24 protein-coding genes and 1 riboswitch are annotated in these 24235 nt (G+C 58.2%); of the genes, 16 read left to right on the top strand and 8 right to left on the bottom strand.

Annotated elements, in window-relative coordinates; translation table 11 throughout:
• Positions 1 to 20: 20 nt before the first annotated feature.
• Positions 21 to 1421, bottom strand: a complete 1401-nt coding sequence (locus ACOYNV_RS00920; RefSeq protein WP_422897849.1) for a S41 family peptidase — start codon at positions 1419 to 1421, stop codon at positions 21 to 23.
• Positions 1422 to 1441: 20 nt separating this feature from the next.
• Positions 1442 to 2674 (bottom strand): murein hydrolase activator EnvC family protein, encoded by a 1233-nt coding sequence (locus ACOYNV_RS00925; RefSeq protein ID WP_422897850.1) that lies wholly within the window; start codon positions 2672 to 2674, stop codon positions 1442 to 1444.
• Between the two features lie 201 nt (positions 2675 to 2875).
• Here ACOYNV_RS00925 and ACOYNV_RS00930 point away from each other — a divergent pair, with 201 nt between their 5' ends.
• The 8 genes from ACOYNV_RS00930 to ACOYNV_RS00965 all read left to right on the top strand — a co-directional run bounded on the left by ACOYNV_RS00930 (position 2876) and on the right by ACOYNV_RS00965 (position 9256).
• The gene (locus ACOYNV_RS00930) at positions 2876 to 3184 is read left to right on the top strand and encodes an ArsR/SmtB family transcription factor (RefSeq protein WP_422897851.1); all 309 of its coding nucleotides are present in this window, start codon (positions 2876 to 2878) and stop codon (positions 3182 to 3184) included.
• A 93-nt stretch (positions 3185 to 3277) separates the two neighbouring features.
• Entirely contained in the window at positions 3278 to 3697 is a 420-nt protein-coding gene (locus tag ACOYNV_RS00935) for a rhodanese-like domain-containing protein (protein ID WP_422897852.1), read from the top strand.
• The gene (grxC, locus tag ACOYNV_RS00940; protein WP_422897853.1) at positions 3694 to 3972 is read left to right on the top strand and encodes a glutaredoxin 3; all 279 of its coding nucleotides are present in this window, start codon (positions 3694 to 3696) and stop codon (positions 3970 to 3972) included. Before ACOYNV_RS00935 ends, grxC begins: the two co-directional genes overlap by 4 nt.
• A 55-nt stretch (positions 3973 to 4027) precedes the next feature.
• Positions 4028 to 4513 (top strand): protein-export chaperone SecB, encoded by a 486-nt coding sequence (gene secB / locus ACOYNV_RS00945; protein WP_422897854.1) that lies wholly within the window; start codon positions 4028 to 4030, stop codon positions 4511 to 4513.
• Positions 4514 to 4527: 14 nt separating this feature from the next.
• Entirely contained in the window at positions 4528 to 4965 is a 438-nt protein-coding gene (locus tag ACOYNV_RS00950) for an SH3 domain-containing protein (RefSeq protein WP_422897855.1), read from the top strand.
• A 2-nt stretch (positions 4966 to 4967) separates the two neighbouring features.
• Complete coding sequence (locus ACOYNV_RS00955) at positions 4968 to 5957, top strand: NAD(P)H-dependent glycerol-3-phosphate dehydrogenase (RefSeq protein WP_422897856.1); 990 nt, start codon at positions 4968 to 4970, stop codon at positions 5955 to 5957.
• 195 nt (positions 5958 to 6152) lie between these two features.
• Positions 6153 to 7520: a hypothetical protein gene (locus tag ACOYNV_RS00960; RefSeq protein ID WP_422897857.1), complete on the top strand. Its 1368-nt coding sequence runs from the start codon at positions 6153 to 6155 to the stop codon at positions 7518 to 7520.
• 11 nt (positions 7521 to 7531) lie between these two features.
• Positions 7532 to 9256 carry a FecR domain-containing protein gene (locus tag ACOYNV_RS00965; RefSeq protein WP_422897858.1) on the top strand — a complete coding sequence of 575 codons (1725 nt, stop codon included), beginning with the start codon at positions 7532 to 7534 and terminating at the stop codon, positions 9254 to 9256.
• Positions 9257 to 9463: 207 nt separating this feature from the next.
• Here the strand turns inward: ACOYNV_RS00965 and ACOYNV_RS00970 are convergent, their stop codons facing one another.
• Positions 9464 to 9598 (bottom strand): hypothetical protein, encoded by a 135-nt coding sequence (locus tag ACOYNV_RS00970; RefSeq protein WP_422897859.1) that lies wholly within the window; start codon positions 9596 to 9598, stop codon positions 9464 to 9466.
• Positions 9599 to 9693: 95 nt separating this feature from the next.
• Between ACOYNV_RS00970 and ACOYNV_RS00975 the strand changes: the two genes are divergently transcribed.
• On the top strand, positions 9694 to 9918 hold the full coding sequence (locus ACOYNV_RS00975) for an AbrB/MazE/SpoVT family DNA-binding domain-containing protein (RefSeq protein ID WP_422897860.1): 225 nt from the start codon (positions 9694 to 9696) through the stop codon (positions 9916 to 9918).
• Complete coding sequence (locus tag ACOYNV_RS00980) at positions 9915 to 10298, top strand: type II toxin-antitoxin system death-on-curing family toxin (RefSeq protein WP_422897861.1); 384 nt, start codon at positions 9915 to 9917, stop codon at positions 10296 to 10298. The genes ACOYNV_RS00975 and ACOYNV_RS00980 overlap by 4 nt, the downstream gene beginning before the upstream one ends.
• Here ACOYNV_RS00980 and thiC read toward each other — a convergent pair whose 3' ends face one another.
• Positions 10299 to 12332: a phosphomethylpyrimidine synthase ThiC gene (gene thiC, locus ACOYNV_RS00985; protein ID WP_422897862.1), complete on the bottom strand. Its 2034-nt coding sequence runs from the start codon at positions 12330 to 12332 to the stop codon at positions 10299 to 10301.
• Positions 12301 to 12400, bottom strand: a riboswitch (TPP riboswitch). Its footprint overlaps the gene before it by 32 nt.
• A gap of 363 nt (positions 12401 to 12763) precedes the next feature.
• Here thiC and ACOYNV_RS00990 point away from each other — a divergent pair.
• From ACOYNV_RS00990 to ACOYNV_RS01010, 5 genes are all read left to right on the top strand, one after another.
• Complete coding sequence (locus ACOYNV_RS00990) at positions 12764 to 14038, top strand: carbonic anhydrase (RefSeq protein WP_422897863.1); 1275 nt, start codon at positions 12764 to 12766, stop codon at positions 14036 to 14038.
• A 129-nt stretch (positions 14039 to 14167) separates the two neighbouring features.
• Positions 14168 to 15064: a glutamate/aspartate ABC transporter substrate-binding protein gene (locus ACOYNV_RS00995; protein WP_422897864.1), complete on the top strand. Its 897-nt coding sequence runs from the start codon at positions 14168 to 14170 to the stop codon at positions 15062 to 15064.
• A 165-nt stretch (positions 15065 to 15229) separates the two neighbouring features.
• Positions 15230 to 15967 carry an amino acid ABC transporter permease gene (locus tag ACOYNV_RS01000; RefSeq protein WP_422897865.1) on the top strand — a complete coding sequence of 246 codons (738 nt, stop codon included), beginning with the start codon at positions 15230 to 15232 and terminating at the stop codon, positions 15965 to 15967.
• A gap of 1 nt (position 15968) precedes the next feature.
• On the top strand, positions 15969 to 16649 hold the full coding sequence (gene gltK, locus ACOYNV_RS01005) for a glutamate/aspartate ABC transporter permease GltK (protein WP_422897866.1): 681 nt from the start codon (positions 15969 to 15971) through the stop codon (positions 16647 to 16649).
• A gap of 34 nt (positions 16650 to 16683) precedes the next feature.
• A complete protein-coding gene (locus tag ACOYNV_RS01010) occupies positions 16684 to 17412 on the top strand; it encodes an amino acid ABC transporter ATP-binding protein (protein WP_422897867.1) in 729 nt (242 codons plus the stop codon).
• 372 nt (positions 17413 to 17784) lie between these two features.
• On the opposite strand, the gene ACOYNV_RS01015 is transcribed toward ACOYNV_RS01010, so the two are convergent.
• From ACOYNV_RS01015 to ACOYNV_RS01030, 4 genes are all read right to left on the bottom strand, one after another.
• Entirely contained in the window at positions 17785 to 18408 is a 624-nt protein-coding gene (locus tag ACOYNV_RS01015; RefSeq protein ID WP_422897868.1) for an AAA family ATPase, read from the bottom strand.
• Positions 18405 to 19739 (bottom strand): TAXI family TRAP transporter solute-binding subunit, encoded by a 1335-nt coding sequence (locus ACOYNV_RS01020; protein ID WP_422897869.1) that lies wholly within the window; start codon positions 19737 to 19739, stop codon positions 18405 to 18407. Before ACOYNV_RS01020 ends, ACOYNV_RS01015 begins: the two co-directional genes overlap by 4 nt.
• Positions 19739 to 20713: a quinone oxidoreductase family protein gene (locus ACOYNV_RS01025; RefSeq protein ID WP_422897870.1), complete on the bottom strand. Its 975-nt coding sequence runs from the start codon at positions 20711 to 20713 to the stop codon at positions 19739 to 19741. Before ACOYNV_RS01025 ends, ACOYNV_RS01020 begins: the two co-directional genes overlap by 1 nt.
• Positions 20714 to 21231: 518 nt before the next feature.
• Positions 21232 to 23433, bottom strand: a complete 2202-nt coding sequence (locus tag ACOYNV_RS01030) for a UvrD-helicase domain-containing protein (RefSeq protein ID WP_422897871.1) — start codon at positions 23431 to 23433, stop codon at positions 21232 to 21234.
• 418 nt (positions 23434 to 23851) lie between these two features.
• On the opposite strand from ACOYNV_RS01030, the gene ACOYNV_RS01035 reads away from it, so the two are divergent.
• Entirely contained in the window at positions 23852 to 24196 is a 345-nt protein-coding gene (locus tag ACOYNV_RS01035; protein WP_422897872.1) for a hypothetical protein, read from the top strand.
• Positions 24197 to 24235: the final 39 nt, after the last annotated feature.

Here is a 24235-nt window from a genome sequence, read left to right on the forward strand (position 1 = left end):
GTTTCGCTCCCGCGGAATGCTTAAGGCCTGTTCTGCATGATCTGCAGACCCTTGAGCAGGTTGAGTGCCTGATTGAGCTGGTAGTCCTTCTTCGAGGCCAGTTCGCGGCTCGGTGGCTCGAACACTTCCTCGCCCTCATCCTTGGCCGGGCCGCTCTTCGGCTTGGCTGGCGCCTTGCTTTGCGGTTTGGCCGGTGTGCTGGCTTCTTTGTCCGTGCTGTTTTCCAGATGTTTTTCCAGGTCGACTTCACGCAGGCGTGTTGACGAATTGCCGTTGGCACTTTCTTCGACGACGATGTCGGGAACGATGCCTTTGGCCTGAATTGAACGGCCGGACGGCGTGAAATAGCGGGCCGTCGTCAGCTTGATGGCGGTGTTGCCGGGCAGGGGCAGGACGGTCTGCACCGAGCCTTTGCCAAAGCTGGTGGTGCCGAGCAGGACCGCGCGCTTGTGATCCTGCAGTGCACCAGCCACGATTTCGGAAGCGGACGCCGAGCCACCGTTGATCAGCACGACCATCGGCACCTTGCGCGCTTCAGCCGGCAGACTCTGGATGTAGTCGTCCCGGCTGCCGCGCATGTAATCCTCGGGCAAAGCGTAAAACTGGTGCTTGGCGTCCGGCGTGCGACCATCGGTCGAAGTGACCAGGGTTTTCGGAGGAAGGAACGCGGCCGAGACGCCAATGGCCGTATTCAGCAAGCCACCCGGGTCGTTGCGCAGGTCGAGTACCAGACCCTTGAGGGGCCCCGATTTATAGAGGTCGTTCAGGTGTTTGACCACCGAGGCCCCGGTGTTCTCCTGGAACGAGGCAATGCGCAAGTAACCGTAGCCATCTTCGAGCCGCTTGGATTTGACGCTCTGCACCTTGATGACTTCGCGCGTCAGCGTGAGCTCAATGGGTTTGGCTTCGCCTTTGCGCAGGATGGTAAGCTTGATCTGGGTCTTCGGCTTGCCGCGCATGCGCTTCACCGCATCGGAGAGCGTCAGCCCTTTGACCAGGGTATCGTCGAGCTTGAATATCAGGTCGCCGGACTTGACGCCGGCGCGGTCGGCGGGGGTGTCCTCGATCGGCGAGACGACCTTGACCAGGCCATCTTCCATGCCGACCTCGATGCCGAGCCCGCCAAACTCGCCCTGGGTGCCAACCTGCAAATCCTTGTAGGCGTCGGCATCCAGATAGGCGGAGTGCGGATCAAGGTTGGAGAGCATGCCGCTGATCGCGTGGGTGATCAGTTTCTTGTCTTCTACCGGCTCGACATAGCCCTGCTTGATGGCGTTGAAGACCTCGGCGAAGGTCCGCAGTTCCTCGATGGGCAGACTGGCACGCGTCTCTTTTTCGGCCATTGCCGAAAACTGCAGGCTGATCAGGATGCCGCCCAGTAATCCGGCGCAAATCAGTCCGGCTTGCTTCAACTTACCCATCTACTTCTCTCCAAGACATATCATTTCAGATTGACCCATTTCAGCGGGTCGAGCGGTTGCCCCTGATGACGCAACTCAAAGTATAAACCGGATTCCGGGTTGCCACCGCTGTTCCCCACCGAGGCGATGGTGTCGCCAGCGCGGATGTCGTCCCCGACCTGTTTCAGCAGTGCGTCATTGTTGCCGTAGATCGACAGGTAGTTGCTGCCGTGGTCGACGATCATCAGATTGCCAAAACCGCGCATCCAGTCGGCAAAAACCACGCGACCGCCGGCAATGGCCTTGACACTGCTGCCTGGGTTGGCAAGGATGAACAGTCCTTTCCAGGTGCTGCCCTCCTGACGTGCGCCGCCAAAGCGGTTGCTGACAACACCGCGTGTCGGCAAGCGCAAGTCGCCTTTAAGACGGGCAAAATTTCCGGTGGCTGCGGCTTCCGGCGTGCTCTCGTTACTGATCCCGGTTGTCGATGGTTTCACTGGGGGGGGCGGGGCCGTTCCCTGCCGTGTCACTTTGCGCGGTACGTCACGACGCGGGGCAGGTTTTGCGGCGATGATCTTGGCCAGCCGAACGATCAGTTGTGAAAGCTGTTTCTCGTCGCGCTGCAGGGTGCCGATCTGGCGCCGCTGGTCGAGAATTTTCGCCGAGATATTTTCCAGCACCAATTTTCTTTGTTCACGCTGCGCAACAAGTTTTCCGTGCTGTTCCTTCTGCCTGGCCTCGATGGCCGCAAGTTCATCGGCGCGTTCCTGCGTGTCTGCAGCAAGCGCCTTCTTGCGCTGCAAAGAGGTTTCAATTTCACCCAGGAGCTGGCTGCGTGCCAGGCCAATGGCGGCGAGGTAATGCAGGTCGCGTGCCATCTGGCTCGGGTCGTCGCCGTTGAGCAGCAGCCGCAATGAATCCGGCGTGCCCTGCAGGTATTGACGATAAACGAGCATTTCCAGTTGTACCTGCTGATTGTTCAGGCGGGTTTCCAGTTCGCGCGACTGGGCGCCCAGATACTTCATCGTCCCCTGCAGTTTGTCGCGCTGGGTGGTCAGATTGTGCAAATCGCGCTGGGTGGCCGAAATTACCTGCTCGACTTCTTTCAACTGGTCGGCGGCGTCGGTCCGTTTCCCCTCAGCACTGGCCATTCCCTTGCGCAGCGATTCGATCTGTTCGCGCAGTTCCTTCAGGTCCCCTTTTTTCTCGGTAATTTCGCTACTCGTTGGCGGTACGTTCTGCTTTTCCTTGGTTAGCCCATGGGCGGGGATCATCAAACCAGCGCAAATCAGAGCGCAAAACAAACTGCAGGAAAAACGCCTTCCAAACAGGTTTGGACTGATACTGCGGTAGAAGTGCTTCCTGGATTTGCTGATGAGGTTCATGCGACTGCCTAAGGGGGTTGCCTTGGGGGTGCCCCCCGGATCGTTAATTATTCTATAATGATTCCTCATACTTAACGAGTCTCAGGCATCGTGGCGATACAAGTTAGCCTCATTGACAAGCAGGAACACATCGAACAGGCAGCGCGCGCGCTCAAGTCGATATCACATCCCCTGCGCCTGAAAATACTGTGTGTGGTCGGCGATCAGGAGGCCTGCGTACAGGAGATCGTTGAGGCGGTCGGTACTTCGCAAAGCAATATCTCCCAGCATCTGGCCATTTTGCGCGACAAGGGCGTGCTACTTACGCGCAAGGAAGCCAACCGTGTCTATTATCGTGTTGGCGACACGCGCACCTTGCAGTTGATCGGCATGATGCGTGAGGTTTTCTGCGGTAATTAGTAGCGGCCCGTTTCATGCATATACCCTGATCGGCTTGTCGCGACTAATCCGCAATTAGTCTTTTTTCTTTTTTCGCAGTCTCTGGAGCCTCGCTTGGAATTCATTCAACAAAACATCTACCTTGTAATCATTGCCATCATCAGCGGCACCATGGTTGCCGTCATGTCGTTTCGCCGCCCTGGCGACAGCAATTCACTGACGCCGACCCAGGCCACCATGTTGATCAATCGTGAGAACGCCCAGATCATCGATGTGCGAGAACCCGATGAATATGTGGCTGGGCATTTGCCGGAATCACGCAATTTTCCGGCTGGGCGGCTTCAAGAGCGTGCTGGCGAGCTCGACAAACTCAAGGACACTCCTCTGATTCTTATTTGTCAGTCCGGAGCGCGTTCATCTGGCGCCTGCAAGCAATTGGCAAAGCTTGGCTTTACCAAGGTTCACAATCTGGACGGCGGAATCAATGCCTGGCGCGCGGTCGGTCTGCCCCTTAAAAAAGGCACGAAAAAATGAGTGCTGCGCCTCGCGTCCTGATGTACTCGACGGCTGTTTGTCCGTTCTGCGTGCGCGCCGAACAGTTGCTGCGTGCGCGCGGTGTGACCGAGATCGAAAAGGTGCGTATCGATCTTGATCCGGCGCGTCGTGTCGAGATGATGGACAGGACAGCGCGCCGTACTGTTCCGCAAATCTATATTGGCGACACCCATGTCGGCGGCTGTGATGAACTGGTCGCTCTCGATCACGCCGGAAAACTGCTTCCCCTGCTGTCATGCGGCACTGCTGCCTGACAGATTCTCAGCCAGCCGGACTATTCCTGCTATTCAACTAACCAAGAAAATCATCATGACTGAACAACAAGAAGCTCCCTCATTTGCCATTGAAAAACTCTACGTCAAAGACCTTTCGCTTGAGGTCCCGAACGCCCCGGAAATCTATCTGGAGCGTGAAAGCCCCGAAGTCAACATCCAGTTGCAGACCGGCGTCAAGGTTCTTGGCGACGGCGCCTATGAAGTCACCCTGACGGTAACGGTAACGGCCAAGCTGGTCGAAAAGACCGTGTTTCTTGTTGAAGTCGGTCAGGCCGGGATCTTCCGCGTCAAGAATGTGCCGGAAGACAACCTTGAGCCGCTGCTTTCGATTGCCTGCCCGAACATCCTCTTCCCCTATGCCCGTGAAGTGGTTTCCGAGTCGATTACGCGTGCCGGTTTTGCCCCCGTGCTTTTGCAGCCGGTCAATTTTGAAGCCCTGTACGCTGCTCGCGCCCAGCAGGAACAAGCGGGGGCAGAGGCTGGTGCGACGGCTGCGGCAAGTACGGACACGATTCAGTAACAGGAGTGCTTGAAATGAAGCGACTGCTGACCTTGATGCTCGTCACGGCGGGCTTCTCACTGCCAGCGAACGCCATCGAATACCGCACGGTGGATGCGGCGGCGGTGCTCTACGACGCGCCCTCGCAGCGCGGCAGCAAGCTCTTCGTCATCAAGCGCGACACCCCGGTCGAGGTGGTAGTCAGCCTCGAAGGCTGGTCCAAGGTACGGGATGCCGAGGGTGGCCTGGCCTGGATCGAGAAGAAATATCTGTCTGAAAAGCGATCGGTCATCGTTACGGCCAATCGCGCCGAGGTGCGGCAGAAGGCGGAAGAGGGTTCGCCGCTGGTATTCGCGGCCGAAAAGAACGTAGCTCTCGAGTATCTGGAAGCGATGCCCGGTGGCTGGATCAAGGTCCGCCATCTTGACGGCCAGTCCGGTTTTGTTCGCGCCAATCAGATCTGGGGTCTTTGAGCTTGAATCTCACCGTCATCGCTGCCGGCGCCTGGGGCACGGCGCTGGCCATCACCTTTAGCGCCAGGCATCGCGTTACGCTGTGGACGCGCGAGGACGACGTCACGCAAACCATGCTGGCCGAGCGCGAGAACCGGCGATTTTTCCCCGGCCATCGCCTGCCCGATGCCTTGTTGATTGGTACTGATTTTGACGCTTCGGTTGCCGATGCCGAATTGCTGATTTTTGCCACCCCGCTGATCGGTTTCCGTCCGACACTGCGCCGTTTGCATGAAGCCAATCAGGTGAAGCCGCTGATCTGGGTGTGCAAGGGGATGGAAGCCGAAACGGCAAAGCTCCCGCATCAGATCGTTGCCGAAGAACTGGGTGAAGATGCCCTGTGTGGTGCGTTGACCGGGCCAAGTTTTGCCGAGGAAGTCGGTAAGGGGCTGCCGACGGCAATCACCCTGGCGGCCAATAATCCGGATTTCGCTCGAAAAACAGCGCTCGAATTGCACAGCCATTGCCTGCGGATTTACGCCAATGACGACTTGCCCGGCGTTGAAGTGGGCGGAGCCGTCAAGAACGTCATGGCTATCGCCACCGGCATCTGCGATGGACTCGGGCTGGGTCTCAACGCCCGTGCGGCGCTGATGACGCGCGGCCTGGCCGAGATTGCCCGGCTCGGCGTGGCGCTTGGCGGACACCCGAATACCTTCATGGGGCTGGCCGGCATGGGCGACCTCATCCTGACCTGCACCGGCGACTTGTCGCGCAACCGTCAGGTCGGGCTGGCGCTGGCATCAGGCAAAAAGCTGTCGCAGATTCTCACCGATCTCGGACACGTCGCCGAAGGCGTCAGCACAGCGCGTGAAGTCGCGCGGCTGGCCGAGCAACTCGCTATCGACATGCCGATCACGCAGGCGGTCGATGCCATCCTGCACAAAGACGTGCCGGCGGCTGAGGCGGTTGAAAAACTGCTAAGCCGTGACCCGAAGCCGGAGATGCAGTAACACGGCAGTAACACGGCAGTAAGCGCAAGTCGGTCACCCCGGCTTTCGACAAGTCCGTGGCAGGCCGCTACCCAGAGTGCAAGCCCCACGGTAAATATCACTTTTTGCCTATCACTTTAGCTATACCCCCCTCAAGACCCTGTTATTATGGCGGTCTAATTCCAAAGGTGTTTTTACAAAAAGGGGGGGGGAAGTATGAGAGTTAAATTACTGGCCGCACTGATATCGCTCGTTTGCGCCAATGCGTTTGGCGCGGTTGTCGACGACATCAAGGCGCTGATGGAGGAAAACAAGTTTGCCGAAGCCTATCAACTCGGCAAACAAAACCCGGATCTACTCGGCGATCCGCTGTTCGACTTCTACTACGGTATTGCCGCGCTCGATGCCGGCGCACCGGGCGAAGGCGTCCTGGCGCTGGAACGTTATAGCCTCACTTACCCTGACAATACCAACGCCCGCTTCAACCTGGCGCGCGGCTATTACATCCTCGGCGAAGACCAGCGTGCACGCGACGAATTCGACGGGCTGCGCGGCGACGCCAGCGGCGAGCAACTGGCCGCCATCGAGCGCTACCTCGACGCCATCCGCGCCCGCGAGTCACGTTACCAGCCGACCGCCAACCTGTGGCTGGAAGCCGGTGGTGGTTACGACAGCAACATCATTTCCGGGGTTAATAACAATTCGCTCGTCAGCATCCCGGGCCTCGGGTCGTTCACCCCGATCTCCAACAGCGTTGCCGTCAAGGAGTCCGATGGATTCTATAGTTACGCAGGCGGCGTGCAGGGGACGCTTCCTGTTTCACCCGGTGTGGCACTCTTCGGATCGGCCAGTTTCGATGCGCGGAATTACTTCAAATCCAATAACGACCAGTTCGACCAGCTCAACTACGGTGCAACCGGCGGCGTCTCGTACCTGACCGGGAAGAATCTGTTCCGTGGCGGCGTGGCCGTTCAACAGCAAACGGTTTACCGTCAGAACTACCTGCTGACCTATGGCCTGACCGGCGAATGGACGCACCAGTTCGACCAGTTCAATCGCTTCAACCTGGGGGCCTTCTACGGCCGGCAGGATTTCAGCAATATGGACGTCTATGCGCTCAAGGACAAGAGCGATGCCAAGCAAAACTCCGGCTCGGAGGTACGCACCGCCGACAACTGGGGAATAGCTGGGGGCTGGACGCATGTTTTCGGGATGACCTGGCAACCGGTATTGAGTCTCTCTGCCGGTTATGGGCGTGAAGACAATACAAAGGATCGTCCTGATTACACCCGCGACATTTACACCGCCCGCGCCCAGGTCAGCCTGACCCCGGCACCGCGCTGGGGAGCGTCGATTGGAGCGAGTTATCTGCAGTCCGACTACCAGGGCAATTTCGGCATGTTCCCCACCTCGGAACCCAGGCGTGACCACGGCAACAGCGTCGACGCCGTTGTCTCTTACCGCATCGACAAATTCTGGTCGGTACGCGGCGAAGCGCAATGGACGACCCAGGACTCGAATGTCGGGTTGTTTGACTATTCGCGCACGGCAGCGGCTGCCAAAATTCGTTACGAATTCAACTGAGGAGAACAAAAATGATCAATAACAAGTTGAGTTTTGCCAGCCTGGCCCTGATGCTGGCGTGGGGTTCGCTGCATGCGGCTGAGCCGGCAGGCAAGGTCCTGATGTTGCAGGGAACGGCCGTCGCCGTTCGTGGCGCGCTGGAAGTTCCGTTACTGCGCGGTACCGTCGTCGAAACCGGTGATCTGCTGCGTGTTGCGGCGGACAGTTCGCTGCAGGTGCGCTTTACCGATGAATCGGTAGTGGCCTTGCGCGCCAATACCCAATTCAAGATCGATGAGTACAAATTCAGTGATAAGGGGGCCGGCGACTCGTCCTTCTTCAGCCTGCTCAAGGGCGGCATGCGCACCATTACCGGCCTGATCGGCAAGCGCTCTCCCGACGCCTACCAGATGCGTGGGGTAACGGCGACCATCGGCATTCGCGGCACGCATTTCACCGCCGTCAGTTGCGCGGCGGACTGCAGCAATGCCGACGGTTCGAAAGCCGAAGACGGGCTTTATGGCTCGGTAACCGATGGCCGAATTGTCGTCAGGAATGAAGCCGGCGAATCCGAGTTTATCCGCGACCAGTATTTCGTGGTGACCGCCAAGGACACCCTGCCCAAGGCGCTGCTGGCCCCGCCCAGCTTCCTGCGCGACAAGCTCGATGGCCTGGTCAAAGCAAAGGGCAAGGGAGAACAAGGGAAAGCCGCCGAGGTGACCGTGGCAGGCAGCAGTGGCAGTTCGTCCGTCGCGGAAACTACCTCGCCCGTGGCCGGTGTCGTTCCAGGCGCCATGGTGGCTGCTCCGGCAACCAACTACGTACCGACTGAAACACCGCTTGCCGTAGCCGTCATCACTGGTCTCTCGGCAACCGCGACGAACAACCCGTGGCTTAATTTCATAGATCTCGGTACCTGGAGCAGCAAAGTTGTTCGTACTGGCCCTAACCCAGGATCTTGGCAAGATGTAAATACCTATGGAGAACAAGTCCAACTTGATCCAACAACCTTTTCTGCCAATGTGGATTGGGTAAAACTCCAGGCTGCCGGGTTTTTTAGCATTGCTGATTTTTACAAAGTGGCGTTCAGCGATACCTCTACCGATACTTATGGCGGTGTTACCTACAACTCTAGCTACACCAAATCGGCCTCTACCGAGATTGGATTCAGTGCCGCAGCGGGCAATGTTTCCTGGGGGCGCTATACGGAGCACGAAGTCAAGAATGGCTCGGATGGTTCAGTTGAGACCAGGGACAGCATCTCGCATTGGGCAACGAGTAACGATCTGACTACTGCGCCGCCCACCTCAGGGATTTATACCTACAACCCAATCGGCGGCACCTCGCCGACCGATCAAAATGGCAATGTCGGTTCAATGAGCAGTCGTGGCCAGTGGACGGTAAATTTCGGCGCCAAGACGATGGGCACATCGCTGCCGATTACCTGGTCAATTGCCGGTTCGGCTTACTCAGTCTCAGTACCCTCCCAGACTTATCAGATCAATAGCACTCTTGGACCTGTTGGTATTCCCGGGGGTGGCACCTACCAGACAATTTCAGCTAGCGGTGGGACAGGACTCATCTCCACAACTACATGTAGTGGCGGTTCCTGTATGAGTCCGACTACGCAGGTAAGTGTGATTCCCTTTGGCGCTCAAGCACAAGGGTTGGGCGTTGGTTTGGCGACAAGCTCAACAACTGGTGTTACTTCCCCGGCTCCCCAAAGTATATCTTCTGTGCAAATCTACCAACGCTGAACTGCATCATCCTGAATGATTTGAGGGCGCCAAGGCGCCCTCAAATCATTCAACTCTCCGATACACGTCGGATCCGGCCTTCAATTATTCAGGCCTGAAACGGCAATACTGTCACGATCAACTTATGACTATCCGGACTGGGTAACCAGAACTATTATTTCCGACGAAAGAATTTTTACATTCCGGCCTCTGGCCAGAGGGAATGTTTCAGATTTTACGGTAAACCTGCGCTCCAGCCTTCACGAACTCGACGGCCTTGACTTCCATCCCCTTTGCCAGCGCTTCATTCTCGATAACGCCTTGCGCCACCGCGAACTCGCGCACTTCCTGGGTGATTTTCATCAAGCAGAAGTGCGGGCTAAAGTGCTGATGAGGGCTGACAAGCGCTGTTATTGTGACTATTATTACGTCTGTAATTACACCATCCAGGACAATAAATGTCGGCGCTGAAACTCACGCAAATCGGTAACTCTGTCGGTGTCGTTTTCCCCAAGGAAATGCTGGCACACATGAAAGTCGAGAAGGGCGATACCGTCTTCCTGACGGAGACTCCTGGCGGGTATAAACTGACGCCCTATGACCCTGGCCTTGCCAGGCAACTGGACGCCGGACGCGAGTTCATGCGTGAATTCCGGGATACCTTCCACGAATTGGCCAAGTGAATTGGCGCTGGGTCGACAAGCAGGCGTTGCTGCTACTCCATGACGAGAGCCTCGCCGAGCATGGCGGAGCCTCTGGATTGCGGGATGAGGGCTTGCTCGATTCGGCGCTGGCCCGACCACTGAACCGGGTGGCCTACGAAGTGCCGGACGTGGCGGCACTGGCCGCCAGCTATGGGTACGGCGTCGTCAAGAACCACGCTTTTGTCGATGGAAACAAGCGCGTAGCGTTTCTCTGCGTGGGTTTGTTTCTGGCCATTAATGGCTGGCGACTGAAGGCCTCGCAACTGGAGGCCACTTCGGCGATGCTGGCCGTGGCCGCCGGTGAGCTTGACGAAGCCGCCTTTGCCGAATGGCTGCGGCGGCATCTCGTGGCGCGCTGATCAGATTTTACGGTAAACCTGTGCCCCGGCCTTCACGAATTCCACCGCCTTGACTTCCATCCCCTTCGCCAGCGCCTCGTTCTCGCTGACGCCCTGCGCCGCAGCAAACTCACGGACCTCCTGGGTGATCTTCATCGAGCAGAAGTGCGGGCCGCACATCGAGCAGAAGTGGGCGACCTTGGCCGATTCCTTGGGCAGCGTCTCGTCGTGGAATTCGCGCGCCTTGTCGGGGTCGAGGCCGAGGTTGAACTGGTCGTCCCAGCGGAACTCGAATCTCGCCTTGGATAGCGCGTTGTCGCGGATCTGCGCACCGGGGTGGCCCTTGGCCAGGTCGGCGGCGTGGGCGGCAAGCTTGTAGGTGATGATGCCGACCTTGACGTCGTTCTTGTCGGGCAGGCCAAGGTGCTCCTTGGGTGTCACGTAGCAGAGCATGGCCGTGCCGAACCAGCCGATCATGGCGGCGCCGATGCCGCTGGTGATGTGGTCGTAGCCGGGGGCGATGTCGGTGGTTAGCGGGCCGAGGGTGTAGAACGGGGCTTCGTCGCACTGCTCAAGCTGCAGGTCCATGTTCTCCTTGATCATGTGCATCGGCACGTGGCCGGGGCCTTCGATCATCACCTGCACGTCGTGCTTCCAGGCGATCTGCGTCAACTCTCCGAGCGTCTTCAGTTCGCCGAGCTGAGCTTCGTCGTTAGCGTCGTAGATCGAGCCGGGGCGCAGGCCGTCGCCAAGGCTGAAGGCGACGTCGTAGGCCTTCATGATTTCGCAGATGTCTTCGAAGTGCGTGTACAGGAAGCTTTCCTTGTGGTGCGCCAGGCACCACTTGGCCATGATCGAGCCGCCGCGCGAGACGATGCCGGTCAGGCGCTTGGCGGTCAGCGGCACGTAGCGCAGCAGCACGCCGGCGTGGATGGTGAAGTAGTCGACGCCCTGCTCGGCCTGTTCGATCAGCGTGTCGCGGAAGATTTCCCAGGTCAGGTCTTCGGCCTTGCCGTTGACCTTTTCCAGCGCCTGATAGATCGGCACCGTGCCGATGGCGACCGGGCTGTTGCGGATGATCCACTCGCGTGTTTCGTGAATATTCTTGCCGGTGGACAGATCCATCACCGTGTCGCCGCCCCAGCGGATCGACCAGGTCATTTTCTCGACTTCTTCCTGAATGCTCGAACCGAGCGCCGAGTTGCCGATATTGGCGTTGATCTTGGTCAGGAAGTTGCGGCCGATGATCATCGGCTCGGATTCGGGGTGGTTGATGTTGTTCGGGATGATGGCGCGGCCACGGGCGACTTCGGAGCGCACGAATTCCGGGGTGATCTCGTCCGGGATCGACGCGCCGAAGCTGTGTCCGGGGTGCTGACGGCAGAGGATTTCGGCGAAGCGTTCGCCCTGCTCACCTGACGCTTTTAGCTGCTCGACGTAGGCGCGGCGGTTGTTATTTTCGCGGATGGCGACGTATTCCATCTCCGGGGTGATGAGGCCGCGCCGGGCGTAGTGCATCTGGCTGACATTGGCGCCTGGCTTGGCACGCAGCGGTTTGCGCTGCAAACCGGGGAAGCGCAGTTCGTCGAGTTCCGTGTCGGCGGCGCGGATGCGGCCGAAGTCGGAGGTGAGGTCGGCCAACTCATCGGTATCGCCGCGCTCGGCGATCCATTCGGCACGCAGGGCGGGCAGGCCGTTGCGGATGTCGATCCTGGCTTGTGGATCCGAATAGGGGCCAGAGCAGTCGTAAACGTAGATCGGCGGATTCTTCTCTCCGCCAAAAGCGGTGTCGGTGTCCGCCTGCGAAATTTCGCGCATCGGGACGCGGATGTCCGGACGGCTGCCTTCAACGTAGATCTTGCGTGAATTCGGCAGGGGCTTGATGGCCGCTGCGTCCACGTGGGCGTCGGAGGCGAGAAACTTATCGGTGGCGTTCATGGCGTTTCCTTGCGAAGAGGCGTGATCAATATGACGAAAAACAAAACAGCAGGCAAGGGATGTCGTGGCGGATGCGAAGGCATGAAAACAGGGCCTTCCGCTTCCCTGCGACGGCATTACCCGTACAGGTTCAAAGGGACTGTCTCAGCGACACCGGGTTGGGTGCGGCACCCCTAACGTGACTGCGCAAAATACTGGAATTGCAGACTTTAAGCAAGACTGGACGAGCTTTGTTGCAGGGAAAATTTGTTCTAACCATCCGCCGTCATACCGGCGAAGGCCGGTATCCAGATTCGTCCATCTGATCAAGATGTTAAAAGACCTGTTTGATAAACGAACTGGATTCCGGGTCAAGCCCGGAATGAGCGCGAAGCCTGGCCTCGGGCCACGGTAAATCAATGGGTTAGCGGTAGAATAAATTTACACTGACGTTTGATGTCATCACGTCGAAGTTTGTTCCCGGCGTTTCGGGGAATTCGGCTAAAGTATTCCTCAGCTTTTCCCTGAGATATAAGATGAACAGAATAACCAATAATGGAAGTCCGATCATGCGTCTCAAGCTTGTTGCCGCCCTCATTGCGCTAGCGATTCCGGCAATGGCTTCCGCCGCCTGGCAGGTAGTAGCTGCCGAACAAGGCAAACGCGTCGAGATCGACCGCGCCAGCATCGCCTCCGATCCGGCCGGTGTGGCGACGGCGAAAGGACGGATTGTGCTCGACAAGCCGATCGTCGACCCGAAAACTTCGACGTCCTACCGCATTATCGAAGTGTCGAATCGTTTTAATTGCACGGAGCGCACGCTCGCCACACTGAAACGCAGCTACTTCAAGGACGAGGGCGAATTGCTGCGCCAGGAAGAAGTGAAGGTTCCCTTCGATATGCCGGTGCGCTCGGGAACGCCTGACGACAAGCTGTTTCGCGAAGTTTGCCGCCCGAAATCCGGAAGCGATGCGGCGGCAGCGGCAAGCAAGACTGCCGAGAAGGTCAGCGAGGTAGCCGGTGACTTGCGCCAGGCTAATGAGGCGCTCATCGCCAAGGAGGTCAGGAAGGATTTGCAGCGGTCGACTTCGCGGACAATGCTGCCAGGTTCGGCGAGGCGTGTGGCTGCATCGGGGAGCGCGATGAAAGTGGCGGTTCCCCTGGCGTCAAACAACGCCTGGTCGTACGACGGTTTGGGCGGGCCGGATAACTGGGGCAAGCTGAAGCCCGAGTATGCGACCTGTGCTTCCGGTCGTCGCCAGTCCCCGATCGACATTCGCGACGGCATCGCGGTTGATCTTGAGCCGATTCAATTTGCCTATCGGCCTTCGTCATTCCGGGTGGCTGACAGCGGCCGCAACGTCGAGATGGCCGTGTATGGCGGCAGCTTCAGTCTGCTCGGCAAGAGCTATGAGCTGATCAAGATTCAGTTCCATCGGCCCTCCGAGCTAACGGTAGAGGGCAAGTCGTTCGAGATGGAAGCACAGCTTGTGCACAAGTCGGAGGATGGCCGGCTGGCCATTGTCGCCGTGCTGCTTGATAAGGGGGCGGAGAATCAGGTTTTGCAGACGGCGTTGAACAACCTGCCCCTCGAAAAGGGGAGCGAAATGGCACCCCCGGCCCAGAGTGTTGATGTGAACCGTTTGCTGCCGGAAAATCGGCGCTATTTCACTTTCATGGGCTCGCTGACAACGCCGCCGTGTACCGAGGATGTGCTCTGGCTGGTGCTCATGCAGCCGCAGCAGATATCGCCCGAGCAACTGGCAATTTTTCACCGCCTCTACAAGCCCAATGCACGCCCGGCACAACCAGGGTTTGGTCGCCTGATCAAGGAATCGAGGTAGGATGAAGTGGCCATTTACCTAGACTGGTTACAGGGTTATTTGTTTTCATAATAAGTTGTGCTATACATAACACCCGGCCTGCGCCTGCCGACCATCTGATCCAAAACAGCTTTCAAGGAGATTCTGCTCATGCCTTCGACCCGTATTTTCATGGCGGCGTTGTTTGCCACCACCCTTTTTTCGGCACCAGCATTTTCACTGGAGTCCGGTACGCTCGCCAAAATCAAGGACACCGGGCTGATTACCCTCGGTCACCGCGAGTCTTCGATCCCTTTTTCCTATTACGATGACAAGCAGCAAGTCATCGGTTATTCGCACGAAATCATGCTCAAGGCGGTAGACGCCATCAAGTCAGAACTGAAGATGGCCAAGCTCGACATCAAGTTGATGCCGGTGACCTCGGCTAATCGCATCACACTGATACAGAATGGCGCCGTCGATATCGAGTGCGGCTCGACGACCAATAACACTGAACGCCAGAAGCAGGTGGCCTTCTCCAATACCATCTTTGTCATCGGCACCAAACTGATGGCGAAGAAGGGTTCCGGGATCAACGACTTCCCTGATCTGGCCGGCAAAAACGTCGTCACTACCGCCGGCACGACCTCCGAGCGCCTGCTGCGCAAGATGAACGAAGACAAGAAGATGAATATGAGCGTGATTTCCGCCAAGGATCACGGCGAATCCTTCCTGACGCTGGAAACCGGACGAGCCGTGGCCTTCATGATGGACGACGCACTGCTTTACGGCGAGACGGCGAAGGCCAAGCGCCCGGCGGAATGGGATGTGGTTGGCACGGCGCAATCCAAGGAAGCCTACGGATGCATGATGCGCAAGGACGATCCAGCCTTCAAGCAGGTGGTTGACAAGGCGATCGCCACCGTCATGGCCTCGTCAGATGCCGTGAAAATCTACAACAAGTGGTTCATGAACCCCATCCCGCCGAAAGGCTTGAATCTCAATATGCCGCTGTCGGCAGAAATGAAGACATTGTTCAGCGCACCGAACGACAAGGCTTTCGACTGATATAGAGCCAAACAAGCCGGGCCATCCGGCCGGGAAGCCGCGTGCAGCAACGATCTTCAGGCACGTGCCTCGAAGATCAAGGCTGGGAGCGCCTTCCCGGTGATGCCATCCGGAGATTGCCTGTTGGTGCGGTGTTCGGGGTAGTTCCACTTATTGGAGTGAGCAATGGGCTATAGCTGGAACTGGGGTGTATTCCTGCAGCCATCGGCGACGGGAGACGACACCTATCTTGGCTGGATGATCTACGGCTTCAAGATGACCATTGGCTTGTCGCTATCGGCATGGCTGATGGCGGTGATTCTGGGGGCGGTGATCGGGGTCTTGCGCACGGTTCCCAACAAGCTGTTGTCCGGCATGGCCATGGCCTACGTCGAACTGTTCCGCAATGTGCCGCTGCTGGTGCAGCTCTTTCTCTGGTATTTCGTCCTGCCGGAACTCTTGCCGCAAAGTCTGGGCAACGCCTTCAAGCAAAGCAATCCGGTCGTCCAGCAGTTTCTCGCATCGATGATCTGTCTCGGGCTGTTTACCAGCGCCCGGGTCGCCGAGCAGGTACGTTCCGGGATCAATTCGCTGCCGCCTGGCCAGAAGAACGCCAGTCTGGCCATCGGTTTCACCCTGCCGCAGACCTATCGCTACGTGATGTTGCCGATGGCTTTTCGTCTGGTGGTGCCGCCACTGACCTCGGAATTCCTCAACATCTTCAAGAATTCGGCCGTCTGCTCGACCATCGGCCTGCTTGAACTGGCGGCCCAGGGACGGCAACTGGTCGATTACACGGCGCAGCCTTACGAATCGTTTATCGCCGTGACGTTGGCCTACATGCTGATCAACGTCGTGGTGATGTTTGCCATGCGCTGGGTGGAAGCCCATGTGCGTGTTCCCGGCTATATCGGAGGCCAATGACATGTACGAATTTGACTGGTCTTCGATTCCCGGCGCCTTGCCATTCCTCGCCGATGGCATGCTGATTTCCGTAAAGATAACGGCCACGGCGGTGATTTTCGGCATCGTCTGGGGAACCCTGCTGGCCATGATGCGGCTCTCGTCAGTCACCGTTCTGTCGTGGTTTGCCGCCGGCTACGTCAATTTCTTCCGCGCCATCCCGCTGGTCATGGTGCTGCTGTGGTTCTTCCTGATCGTTCCGCATCTGCTCGAAACCCTGCTCGGTTTCCCGCGCGGCTCCGACATGCGCCTGGGCTCGGCGATTGCCGGTTTCGCGCTGTTTGAGGCCGCCTATTACTCGGAGATCATCCGCGCCGGGATCCAGTCGGTTCCCAAGGGCCAGATGGCAGCGGCCAACGCGCTGGGAATGACCTACGGGCAATCGATGAAGCTGGTTGTCCTGCCGCAGGCGTTTCGCAACATGGTGCCCTTGCTGTTGACGCAGGGCATCATTCTTTTCCAGGACACTTCGCTGGTCTATGTCTCCGCACTGGCCGACTTCTTTGGCGCCGCCTACAAGGTCGGCGACCGCGACGGGCGTCTGGTCGAAATGCTTATGTTTGCCGGTGCCGTCTATTTCGTGATTTGCTTCGCCGTTTCACAGCTTGTGCGCTATTACCAGAAAAAACTCAAGACGGCTTGATACCGGCTGTAAAACGATCCCAGGAGAATCATCAATGATTTCGATGAACAAGGTCAGCAAGCACTACGGCGCCTTTCAGGTACTGACTGACTGTACGACCCAGGTTAACAAGGGCGAGGTGGTTGTCGTATGCGGCCCTTCCGGATCGGGGAAATCGACGCTGATCAAATGTGTCAATGGTCTGGAACCGTTTCAGGGCGGCGAGATCACGGTCAATGGCGTGTCGGTCGGCGATCCGAAGACCAACCTGTCGAAGTTGCGCTCGACCGTCGGCATGGTGTTCCAGAACTTTGAACTGTTCCCGCACATGTCGATAGTCGAGAACTTGACCATCGCCCAGGTCAAGGTGCTCGGTCGGGACAAGGCCGAGGCAGAAGCCAAGGGGATGCAGCTTCTGGATCGCGTCGGGCTTAAAGAGCAGGCCTTGAAATATCCGGGGCAACTTTCCGGCGGACAGCAGCAACGCGTGGCGATTGCCCGGGCGCTGGCCATGGACCCGATTTGCATGCTGTTCGACGAACCGACCTCGGCACTTGATCCGGAGATGATCAACGAAGTGCTTGATGTGATGACCGAGCTGGCGCTGGAAGGCATGACCATGATGTGTGTTACGCACGAAATGGGCTTTGCCAAGCGCGTCGCGCACCGGGTGATCTTCATGGATCAGGGGCGCATCGTCGAGGACGATAGCAAGGATGCGTTCTTTGACAATCCGCGTTCCGAGCGGGCGCAACAATTCCTGGCCAAGATTCTGCAGCACTGAAAAATCGCTTCTCCCGACGACCTGCCTGCACGCCTTTAAATACGGCAGCCTTGAAGTTGCCACCAGCAGGAGTCAATAGCCATGCGGGTGTCCAGGCATTGAACGCGGAGATCGCCTATCGACGGGCATTGCAGGGCAATGAACCTAAAAACCGCAGTTCAAACCACGGCGACAGCGCGAAGCCTCCCTGCAGAGGGACGGCGGGCACAGCGAAAAGCTGCTGCGAAGCAAATACTCTTGGGGTGCTCAGCATTTCAGGATTTCATTGCTCACCCAAAGGGTGATTCATGAAAACATTGCAAGTCATTGTTTTTCCGATGTGTTCGCTGTGTTCGCCGTGGTCAACTGCTTTTTCTAGGATGAACCTCACTGCTAAGCATCAACCCAGTCGATGATCGGCTGCCATTGCGCCATCTCCTTATCGGCGCGTGATGGCGAGAGATCGAAGACGGTCATGCCGTTGGCGACCAGTTGCACGTAGCGTTGCGTATCGCGCAGACAGGTCAGGACGGGCAGTTCGTAGGAAGCCAGAAAGCGCTCCAGTTCGGCAGCGGCCCGCGTGCGCGCATCGACGCGCATGCCGATCACCGCGACAAAGGCTTGCGCCTTGCGCACGGCTTTTTCTTCGAGCAGCATTTCGAGGAAATGGCGTGTAGCGAGAATGTCGAAAAGCGAAGGCTGCACTGGAACAATGACGCGATTGACCTGCTTGAGCACCCGTTCGAGCGATTTGCCGTGCAGTCCAGCCGCCGTATCGAGCACGACATGGGTGGTGCCTTTGGGTGGCCGTGCCGGCAGGCCTTTTACGACGTCCCAGTTGCCGATCGGCGGCAGCATGGGCGGGCGGATAGTGAGCCATTCACTCGCCGATTGCTGGCGGTCGGTGTCGCCGAGCATGACCTGATGGCCGCAACGGGCGAAATAGCCGGCGAGATTGGTGGCCAGCGTCGATTTCCCCGAGCCGCCCTTGGGGTTGGCGATCAGATAGGATTTCATGGCTTGTTGTTGGGTGTAGCCCCGGATTCAAGGTGGGTAAGCTTTTCGCGCACCAGGTTGATGTGTACGCGCAGGGTGTAGAGCATATCGCTGAACGCAAGCGGGATGTTGCGCGTATAAGCGTCTTCCTCGATGCGGTCGAGCCGGAGCAGATAATCTGCGTGGCGCGACGCAACGTAGCTCTGGCGCAACTCGTTCTCCAGGAACTTCAGGTCGCCATAGCAGCGAAATATCTTGGAGCGCACCCGCCAGTTGTAAATTGAAGGCGCAATCTTGAGCAGAGGGAACAGCAGAATGATGATCGGCAGGATCAGCACGAACAGGCGCTCGACCAGTACGGCAATCCAGAAGGGCAGGTAGCGCTGCAGGAAGGGCGGCCCGGATTTGTAGTAACGCTTCGCCTCGTCCGACAGTGCAAAGCTGTGATCCTTGTAGGCCGGAAATTCACCCGCGCGCTGGAAGAAGCCGTTCTTTCCGTTGACCTCGGTCATGGCCTGCAGCATGAGGCTGACCAGTGCCGGATGCAAATCGTCCCGCACCACCACGTTGGCGGTGGTGGCCAGCAGAACGGTATCTCGCGGCGGCGTGTCGCGCACCAGATCGACCACACCACGCGGCAGGACGACTTTCGAGAGAAAGGGGAAGCGCCGGGTATAGGCATCGGCCTGAATGAAACTCATCACCCGCACGTCGGGCAAACGCTGCATCACCTGCACCACAGGAGCCTCCTGCGCAGCGACGATGAAGGCGGCATCGATTTCCCCGCGCTGCAGGGCTTCGGCCGCACTGAGTCCGGCAATCGGCAGCAGATTCTTGCTGTTCGCCGGAATCTCGTTGGCCTCCAGCAATTTCATGGCAAGCCCGCGAATACCGCTGCCCTCTTCACCGACGGCAATACGCTGTGTGCTGAGATGATGCAGTTTGTCGAACCGGTACTCGCTGCGATAGAAGATCCAGACCGGCTCGTAGGACACGCTGCCGAGCGAGCGAAGGTCGCTTTGATCTTCGCCTTCAAGAGATTCCTCAACCCCGCCCTGGATCAGCGCAATGTCGGCCTCGCCCTTTTTGACGCGCTCCAGATTCTGCAGGGAGCCAGCCGAGGTCTTGATTTCCAGCGTGATGCCGTTGACCGCGAGAAGTTCGGCGTAGCGCCTGGCATAGGCATAGTAAGCGCCCGACTCGCTACCCGTCGTAATCGTCATGCTGCTCGGCGGTGCCGGCTCGACAAACTGGTAGGCGACGACAAAACCGATGGCGGTGATCAGTACGATCGGCCAGGCCGTCGCCAGCAGGTCACGTATCGAAACGAACTTGGCGCGAATACTCTTCATCAGGGCAGCAATATCGTCGAACCGGTTGTTTTGCGTGCCTCAAGGTCGCGATGCGCATTGGCGGCATCGGCCAGCGCGTAGGTTTGATTGACCTCGATTTTGACTTTTCCCGAACTGACAACGGCAAACAGTTCTGCGCCGAGGGCAACCAGTTCGTCACGCTTGGCGGTGTAATGCATCAAGGTCGGCCGGGTGAAGAATAGCGAGCCCTTCTGCGACAGCAACAGCGCATCAAGTAGCGGCAAGGGGCCGGAGGCATTGCCAAAGCTGACCATCATGCCGCGCACGCGCAGGCTGTCGAGCGATCCCATGAAGGTATCCTTGCCGACGCCATCGTAGACCACGGCCACGCCCTCGCCAGCGGTGATCTCGCGCACCCGTTTGGCCACATCCTCCCGCGTGTAGTAAATGACGTGGTCACAGCCGTGCGCCAAGGCCAGTGCCGCCTTGGCCTCGTTCGACACCGTGCCGATCACCGTTGCACCAAGTGCCTTGGCCCACTGGCAAGCGATCAGGCCAACACCACCGGCCGCTGCATGCACCAGGACCGCGTCGCCGGGCTGTACAGGATAAGTGCGACGCAGCAGATAGGCACTGGTCAGGCCTTGCAGCATCATTGCCGCCCCGGTACGAAAATCAATGCCATCCGGCATCTTCAGCAGGCGATGCGCCGGCAGGCAGCGCACCTGGCTGTAGGCACCCACCGGGCCACCGGCATAGGCCACACGGTCACCGGGCTTGAGTTCGGTGACGCCAGCGCCAACCGCTTCGACGACCCCCGCTCCCTCCATGCCCAATCCAGCCGGCAAGGCCAGAGGATAGAGTCCGTTGCGATGATAAACATCAATGTAGTTGAGGCCCACCGCCTCATGGCGTACGCGCGCTTCATCGGGCGCTGGATCGCCTGCGGCAACCTCCTCCCAGCGCATGACTTCGGGACCACCGGTCTGATGAATTCGAATGGCAAAGGGCATGATTTACTCCTGGGAAAAGAACGAGGAACGAGGACGAGGGCCGGTCGGGTCAAGAGATTGTATTCGCCCGACCGGTGGTGAGAATGCATACGAACTCTAGCCTAGCCGCTACGCGCTGTCCGGGCAAGTCAGGCAGCATAGCCAGAAACAATCCACAGACTTGCCCACAACCCCTGTGAGAAACCTGTGGATTGTCTCAGAGGCTTTGAAAAAAAACCGGAACATCCACCGCGGAGGCGCAGAGCCGCAGAGGTTTCGCAGAGAAAATCTTTAAACCTAGAAAAAGCAGTTCGTCCACGAAAAGCACCAAAAGCACGAAAAGAATCAAGGAGATAATAAGCTGAAGATCGACACCAAAGGGTGAATAGAGAAAACACATCAAGTTGTTGTTTTTGTTCGTGTCTTTCGTGATTTTCGTGGATAGGCTGATGTTTTTAGGTTAAAAACAATAGGGTTCCTCTGCGTTTTCTCTGCGGCTCTGCGCCTCCGCGGTGGATTCTTGATATTTTCAAAAGGTATCAGGCTGGCGTCAGCTTGGCGATCTCCAGTGCCAGCCACTTCATGCCCTGGGCGCCGAAATTCACTAGCACACGCGCATCCGGCCCGCGCCCTTCAGCCGAAACGATCACGCCCAGTCCAAATTTGGCGTGCTCTACGTTCTGCCCGATGCGAAAGCTGCCTGCGGAGGAGTTGCTGGTTGTGGTGGCGTACGCAGGACTCAACGCAGCACTCTTGTACGGGGGCGCCTTGGTGGCAAAAGCCGGCGTATGGCCGACCTTGCGCAACAATTCCTCAGGCAACTCTTCCAGAAACAGCGAGGGCAGGCAATAGCGCGTCTTGCCGTGCAGCATGCGGGTTTGAGCGTGCGAGAGGTAGAGCCGCTGCCGGGCGCGGGTTACGGCGACGTACATCAGCCGCCGCTCCTCCTCCAGACCGTCGCGTTCCTGCGCGGCGTTATCGTGCGGGAACAGCCCCTGTTCCAGCCCGGTGATGAACACCGCGTCGAATTCCAGTCCCTTGGCGGCGTGCACGGTCATCAACTGAACTGCCTCCTGGCCTTCGCCGGCCTGATGCTCTCCGGCTTCGAGCGAGGCATGCGAAAGGAACGAGGCAAGTGGGCCGCCATTCTGCTCTTCGCCGTCGTCAGTGCTGTTGTCGGACTCTTCCTGCAGGAAATTGGTCGCGGCGTTGATCAGTTCGTCGAGGTTTTCCAGCCGCTCGCTGCCTTCCTTCTCGCTGAGGTAATGCTGGCGCAGACCGCTTTTTTCGATGATGTGATCGATGACTTCCGGCAGTGGCAGATTTTCCGTTTCGACGCGCAGCGTTTCGATCAGGCGGATAAAGGCCCCAATAGACGCGCCCGGCTTGCCGCCGAGGCTTGCGGCCGCGTTGTAGAGGCTGGAGTTTGCGCGGTGCGCAACTTCCTGCAAGGCATCGGTACTGCGCGTGCCGATGCCGCGCGTCGGAAAATTGACCACGCGGGCAAAGGCCGTGTCGTCGTCGGGGTTGCCGATCAGGCGCAGATAGGCCAGCGCATGCTTGATTTCCTGACGATCGAAGAAACGCAGGCCGCCATAAACGCGATACGGCAAGCCGGCAGTGAATAACTGATGTTCGAGGACGCGTGACTGGGCGTTGGAGCGGTAGAGCAGGGCGATCTGGTTACGCGAGAACCCGTCGCGTACCAGTTCGCGCGCTTCATCGACGACAAAACGGGCTTCGTCGATATCCGAAAAGCCTTCGAAGACACGAATCGACTCGCCCGCCCCCGCATCGGTCCACAGGTTCTTGCCGAGACGTCCGCGATTGTTCTTGATCAGCGCATTGGCGGCATCGAGGATGTTGCCGTGCGAGCGATAGTTCTGTTCGAGGCGGATCACGTTGGCGACTTTGAACTCGCGTTCAAGGTCGCGCATATTGCCAACCTCGGCACCGCGAAAGGCGTAAATCGACTGGTCGTCATCGCCGACCGCAAAAAGGCAGGCGCCATTCGTCTGCGTCGTCCGGCCGTCGTGCCCGGCCAGCAGTTTCAGCCACGCATACTGCAAGCGGTTGGTGTCCTGGAACTCGTCAACCAATATGTGCCGGAAGCGCTCCTGGTAGTGGTGGCGCAGTGGTTCGTTGCGCTGCAACAATTCGTAGGAACGCAGCAGCAATTCGGCGAAGTCGACCACGCCTTCTCGCTGGCACTGGCTTTCGTATTCGGCGTAAAGCTCTACGCGGCGGCTGGTGTAATCGTCGTAAGCCTCGGCTTGCGCCGCCCGGATGCCTTGTTCCTTGTGCGCGTTGATGAAACCCGCGAGTTCGCGCGGCGGAAACTTCTCGTCGTCGACGTTAAGGTTTTTCAGCAGGCGTTTGATGGCCGAAAGCTGGTCGGATGAGTCGAGAATCTGGAACTGCGCCGGCAATCCTGCATCGCGGTGATGGGCGCGCAGCAGTCGGTTGCACAGGCCGTGGAAAGTGCCGATCCACATGCCGCGCGCGTTGATCGGCAGCATTGCGGAAAGGCGCGCCAGCATTTCCTTGGCCGCCTTGTTGGTGAAGGTCACGGCAAGAATCCCGTGCGGGCCGACCTGCCCGGTTGAAATCAGCCAGGCGATCCGCGTCGTCAACACGCGCGTCTTGCCGCTACCGGCTCCGGCAAGGATCAGGGAATGCTGCGGCGGCAGGGTGACGGCAGCGAGTTGCGGCGGATTGAGATTGGCAAGCAGATCGGACATTTAAGCACTTTAGCGTGAAAGTCGCCCCAGTGACTCTCGAATCTCCCCTCGCCCTCCGGGAGAGGGGTCGGGGGGCGAGATGGGGATTTCGCGGAGCATGCTCCGCGCCCATCGAGCGATTCCGGCTGGTAAGCCGGAATACGCCCTGCAAGGGAGGGAAACGGGCATGACTTTCATAATTTGGGGCGCCTTGCAAAGCCATGCCCGTTAGGGGGAAGTGCCGTCGATTATAGCTGCCGCACCGATGAGCGAATATTGCACTTGTGTAAAGCAACAAAAAAAGTTTTTCAAAGCAGGAAAAAAATCACGGCAGATTTTCCGGAGTCGAATTATAATTATGTTGCACTGCACCAATACAAGGCTCACAAGGTCGAACATCCCAGTGCCTGGCTACCACCAGAATACAAGGAGCAACACCATGAAAGCACCGAAAATACTACCGTGGGTCGCCCGCAAAGCCGGCATCAGCGACGAGCTTGCGCTGAGAATGTGGCGCCGTGCAGCCGGAGAGGCTGAAGAAATGACCGGTTGCTGCAACAGTTCTGACTATTACCGCCTGGCCGTTGAGCGTTTCATTGATTTGTCGGAAGAAGAAGGCGAGAAGTACGCCGAGCGTGGTCTACCCAAAAATTGTTGCGTTAGCCGGATTTGGCGTTACCAGAAGCGGTTATCGCAAGGGAATCTGCTCGCCGCCCAAAAGATTTGCCGATTATGGCTGACCAGTTGGGAAAGCCTGGTCACCGGCCATAAACAGGCCGCCTGAATGCGCGGACAGCCTGTTGTCACCTGCTGCCGCAGGCGT

The organism is Propionivibrio sp., from assembly GCF_049316945.1.
In the GTDB taxonomy this organism is placed as follows: domain Bacteria; phylum Pseudomonadota; class Gammaproteobacteria; order Burkholderiales; family Rhodocyclaceae; genus Propionivibrio.

Excerpts from the sequence above, each read along its gene's own strand:
- ACOYNV_RS00995 (WP_422897864.1), top strand. The coding sequence starts at position 14,168 with ATGCCTTCGACCCGTATTTTCATGGCGGCGTTGTTTGCCACCACCCTT.
- ACOYNV_RS00920 (WP_422897849.1), bottom strand. The coding sequence starts at position 1,421 with ATGGGTAAGTTGAAGCAAGCCGGACTGATTTGCGCCGGATTACTGGGC.
- ACOYNV_RS00970 (WP_422897859.1), bottom strand. The coding sequence starts at position 9,598 with ATGAAAATCACCCAGGAAGTGCGCGAGTTCGCGGTGGCGCAAGGCGTT.
- ACOYNV_RS01000 (WP_422897865.1), top strand. The coding sequence starts at position 15,230 with ATGGGCTATAGCTGGAACTGGGGTGTATTCCTGCAGCCATCGGCGACG.
- ACOYNV_RS01020 (WP_422897869.1), bottom strand. The coding sequence starts at position 19,739 with ATGAAGAGTATTCGCGCCAAGTTCGTTTCGATACGTGACCTGCTGGCG.
- ACOYNV_RS01010 (WP_422897867.1), top strand. The coding sequence starts at position 16,684 with ATGATTTCGATGAACAAGGTCAGCAAGCACTACGGCGCCTTTCAGGTA.
- ACOYNV_RS00960 (WP_422897857.1), top strand. The coding sequence starts at position 6,153 with ATGAGAGTTAAATTACTGGCCGCACTGATATCGCTCGTTTGCGCCAAT.
- ACOYNV_RS00975 (WP_422897860.1), top strand. The coding sequence starts at position 9,694 with ATGTCGGCGCTGAAACTCACGCAAATCGGTAACTCTGTCGGTGTCGTT.
- ACOYNV_RS01015 (WP_422897868.1), bottom strand. The coding sequence starts at position 18,408 with ATGAAATCCTATCTGATCGCCAACCCCAAGGGCGGCTCGGGGAAATCG.
- ACOYNV_RS00925 (WP_422897850.1), bottom strand. The coding sequence starts at position 2,674 with ATGATCCCCGCCCATGGGCTAACCAAGGAAAAGCAGAACGTACCGCCA.
- ACOYNV_RS00950 (WP_422897855.1), top strand. The coding sequence starts at position 4,528 with ATGAAGCGACTGCTGACCTTGATGCTCGTCACGGCGGGCTTCTCACTG.
- secB (WP_422897854.1), top strand. The coding sequence starts at position 4,028 with ATGACTGAACAACAAGAAGCTCCCTCATTTGCCATTGAAAAACTCTAC.
- ACOYNV_RS00965 (WP_422897858.1), top strand. The coding sequence starts at position 7,532 with ATGATCAATAACAAGTTGAGTTTTGCCAGCCTGGCCCTGATGCTGGCG.
- ACOYNV_RS01030 (WP_422897871.1), bottom strand. The coding sequence starts at position 23,433 with ATGTCCGATCTGCTTGCCAATCTCAATCCGCCGCAACTCGCTGCCGTC.
- thiC (WP_422897862.1), bottom strand. The coding sequence starts at position 12,332 with ATGCCGTCGCAGGGAAGCGGAAGGCCCTGTTTTCATGCCTTCGCATCC.
- gltK (WP_422897866.1), top strand. The coding sequence starts at position 15,969 with ATGTACGAATTTGACTGGTCTTCGATTCCCGGCGCCTTGCCATTCCTC.
- ACOYNV_RS01035 (WP_422897872.1), top strand. The coding sequence starts at position 23,852 with ATGAAAGCACCGAAAATACTACCGTGGGTCGCCCGCAAAGCCGGCATC.
- ACOYNV_RS01025 (WP_422897870.1), bottom strand. The coding sequence starts at position 20,713 with ATGCCCTTTGCCATTCGAATTCATCAGACCGGTGGTCCCGAAGTCATG.
- grxC (WP_422897853.1), top strand. The coding sequence starts at position 3,694 with ATGAGTGCTGCGCCTCGCGTCCTGATGTACTCGACGGCTGTTTGTCCG.
- ACOYNV_RS00990 (WP_422897863.1), top strand. The coding sequence starts at position 12,764 with ATGCGTCTCAAGCTTGTTGCCGCCCTCATTGCGCTAGCGATTCCGGCA.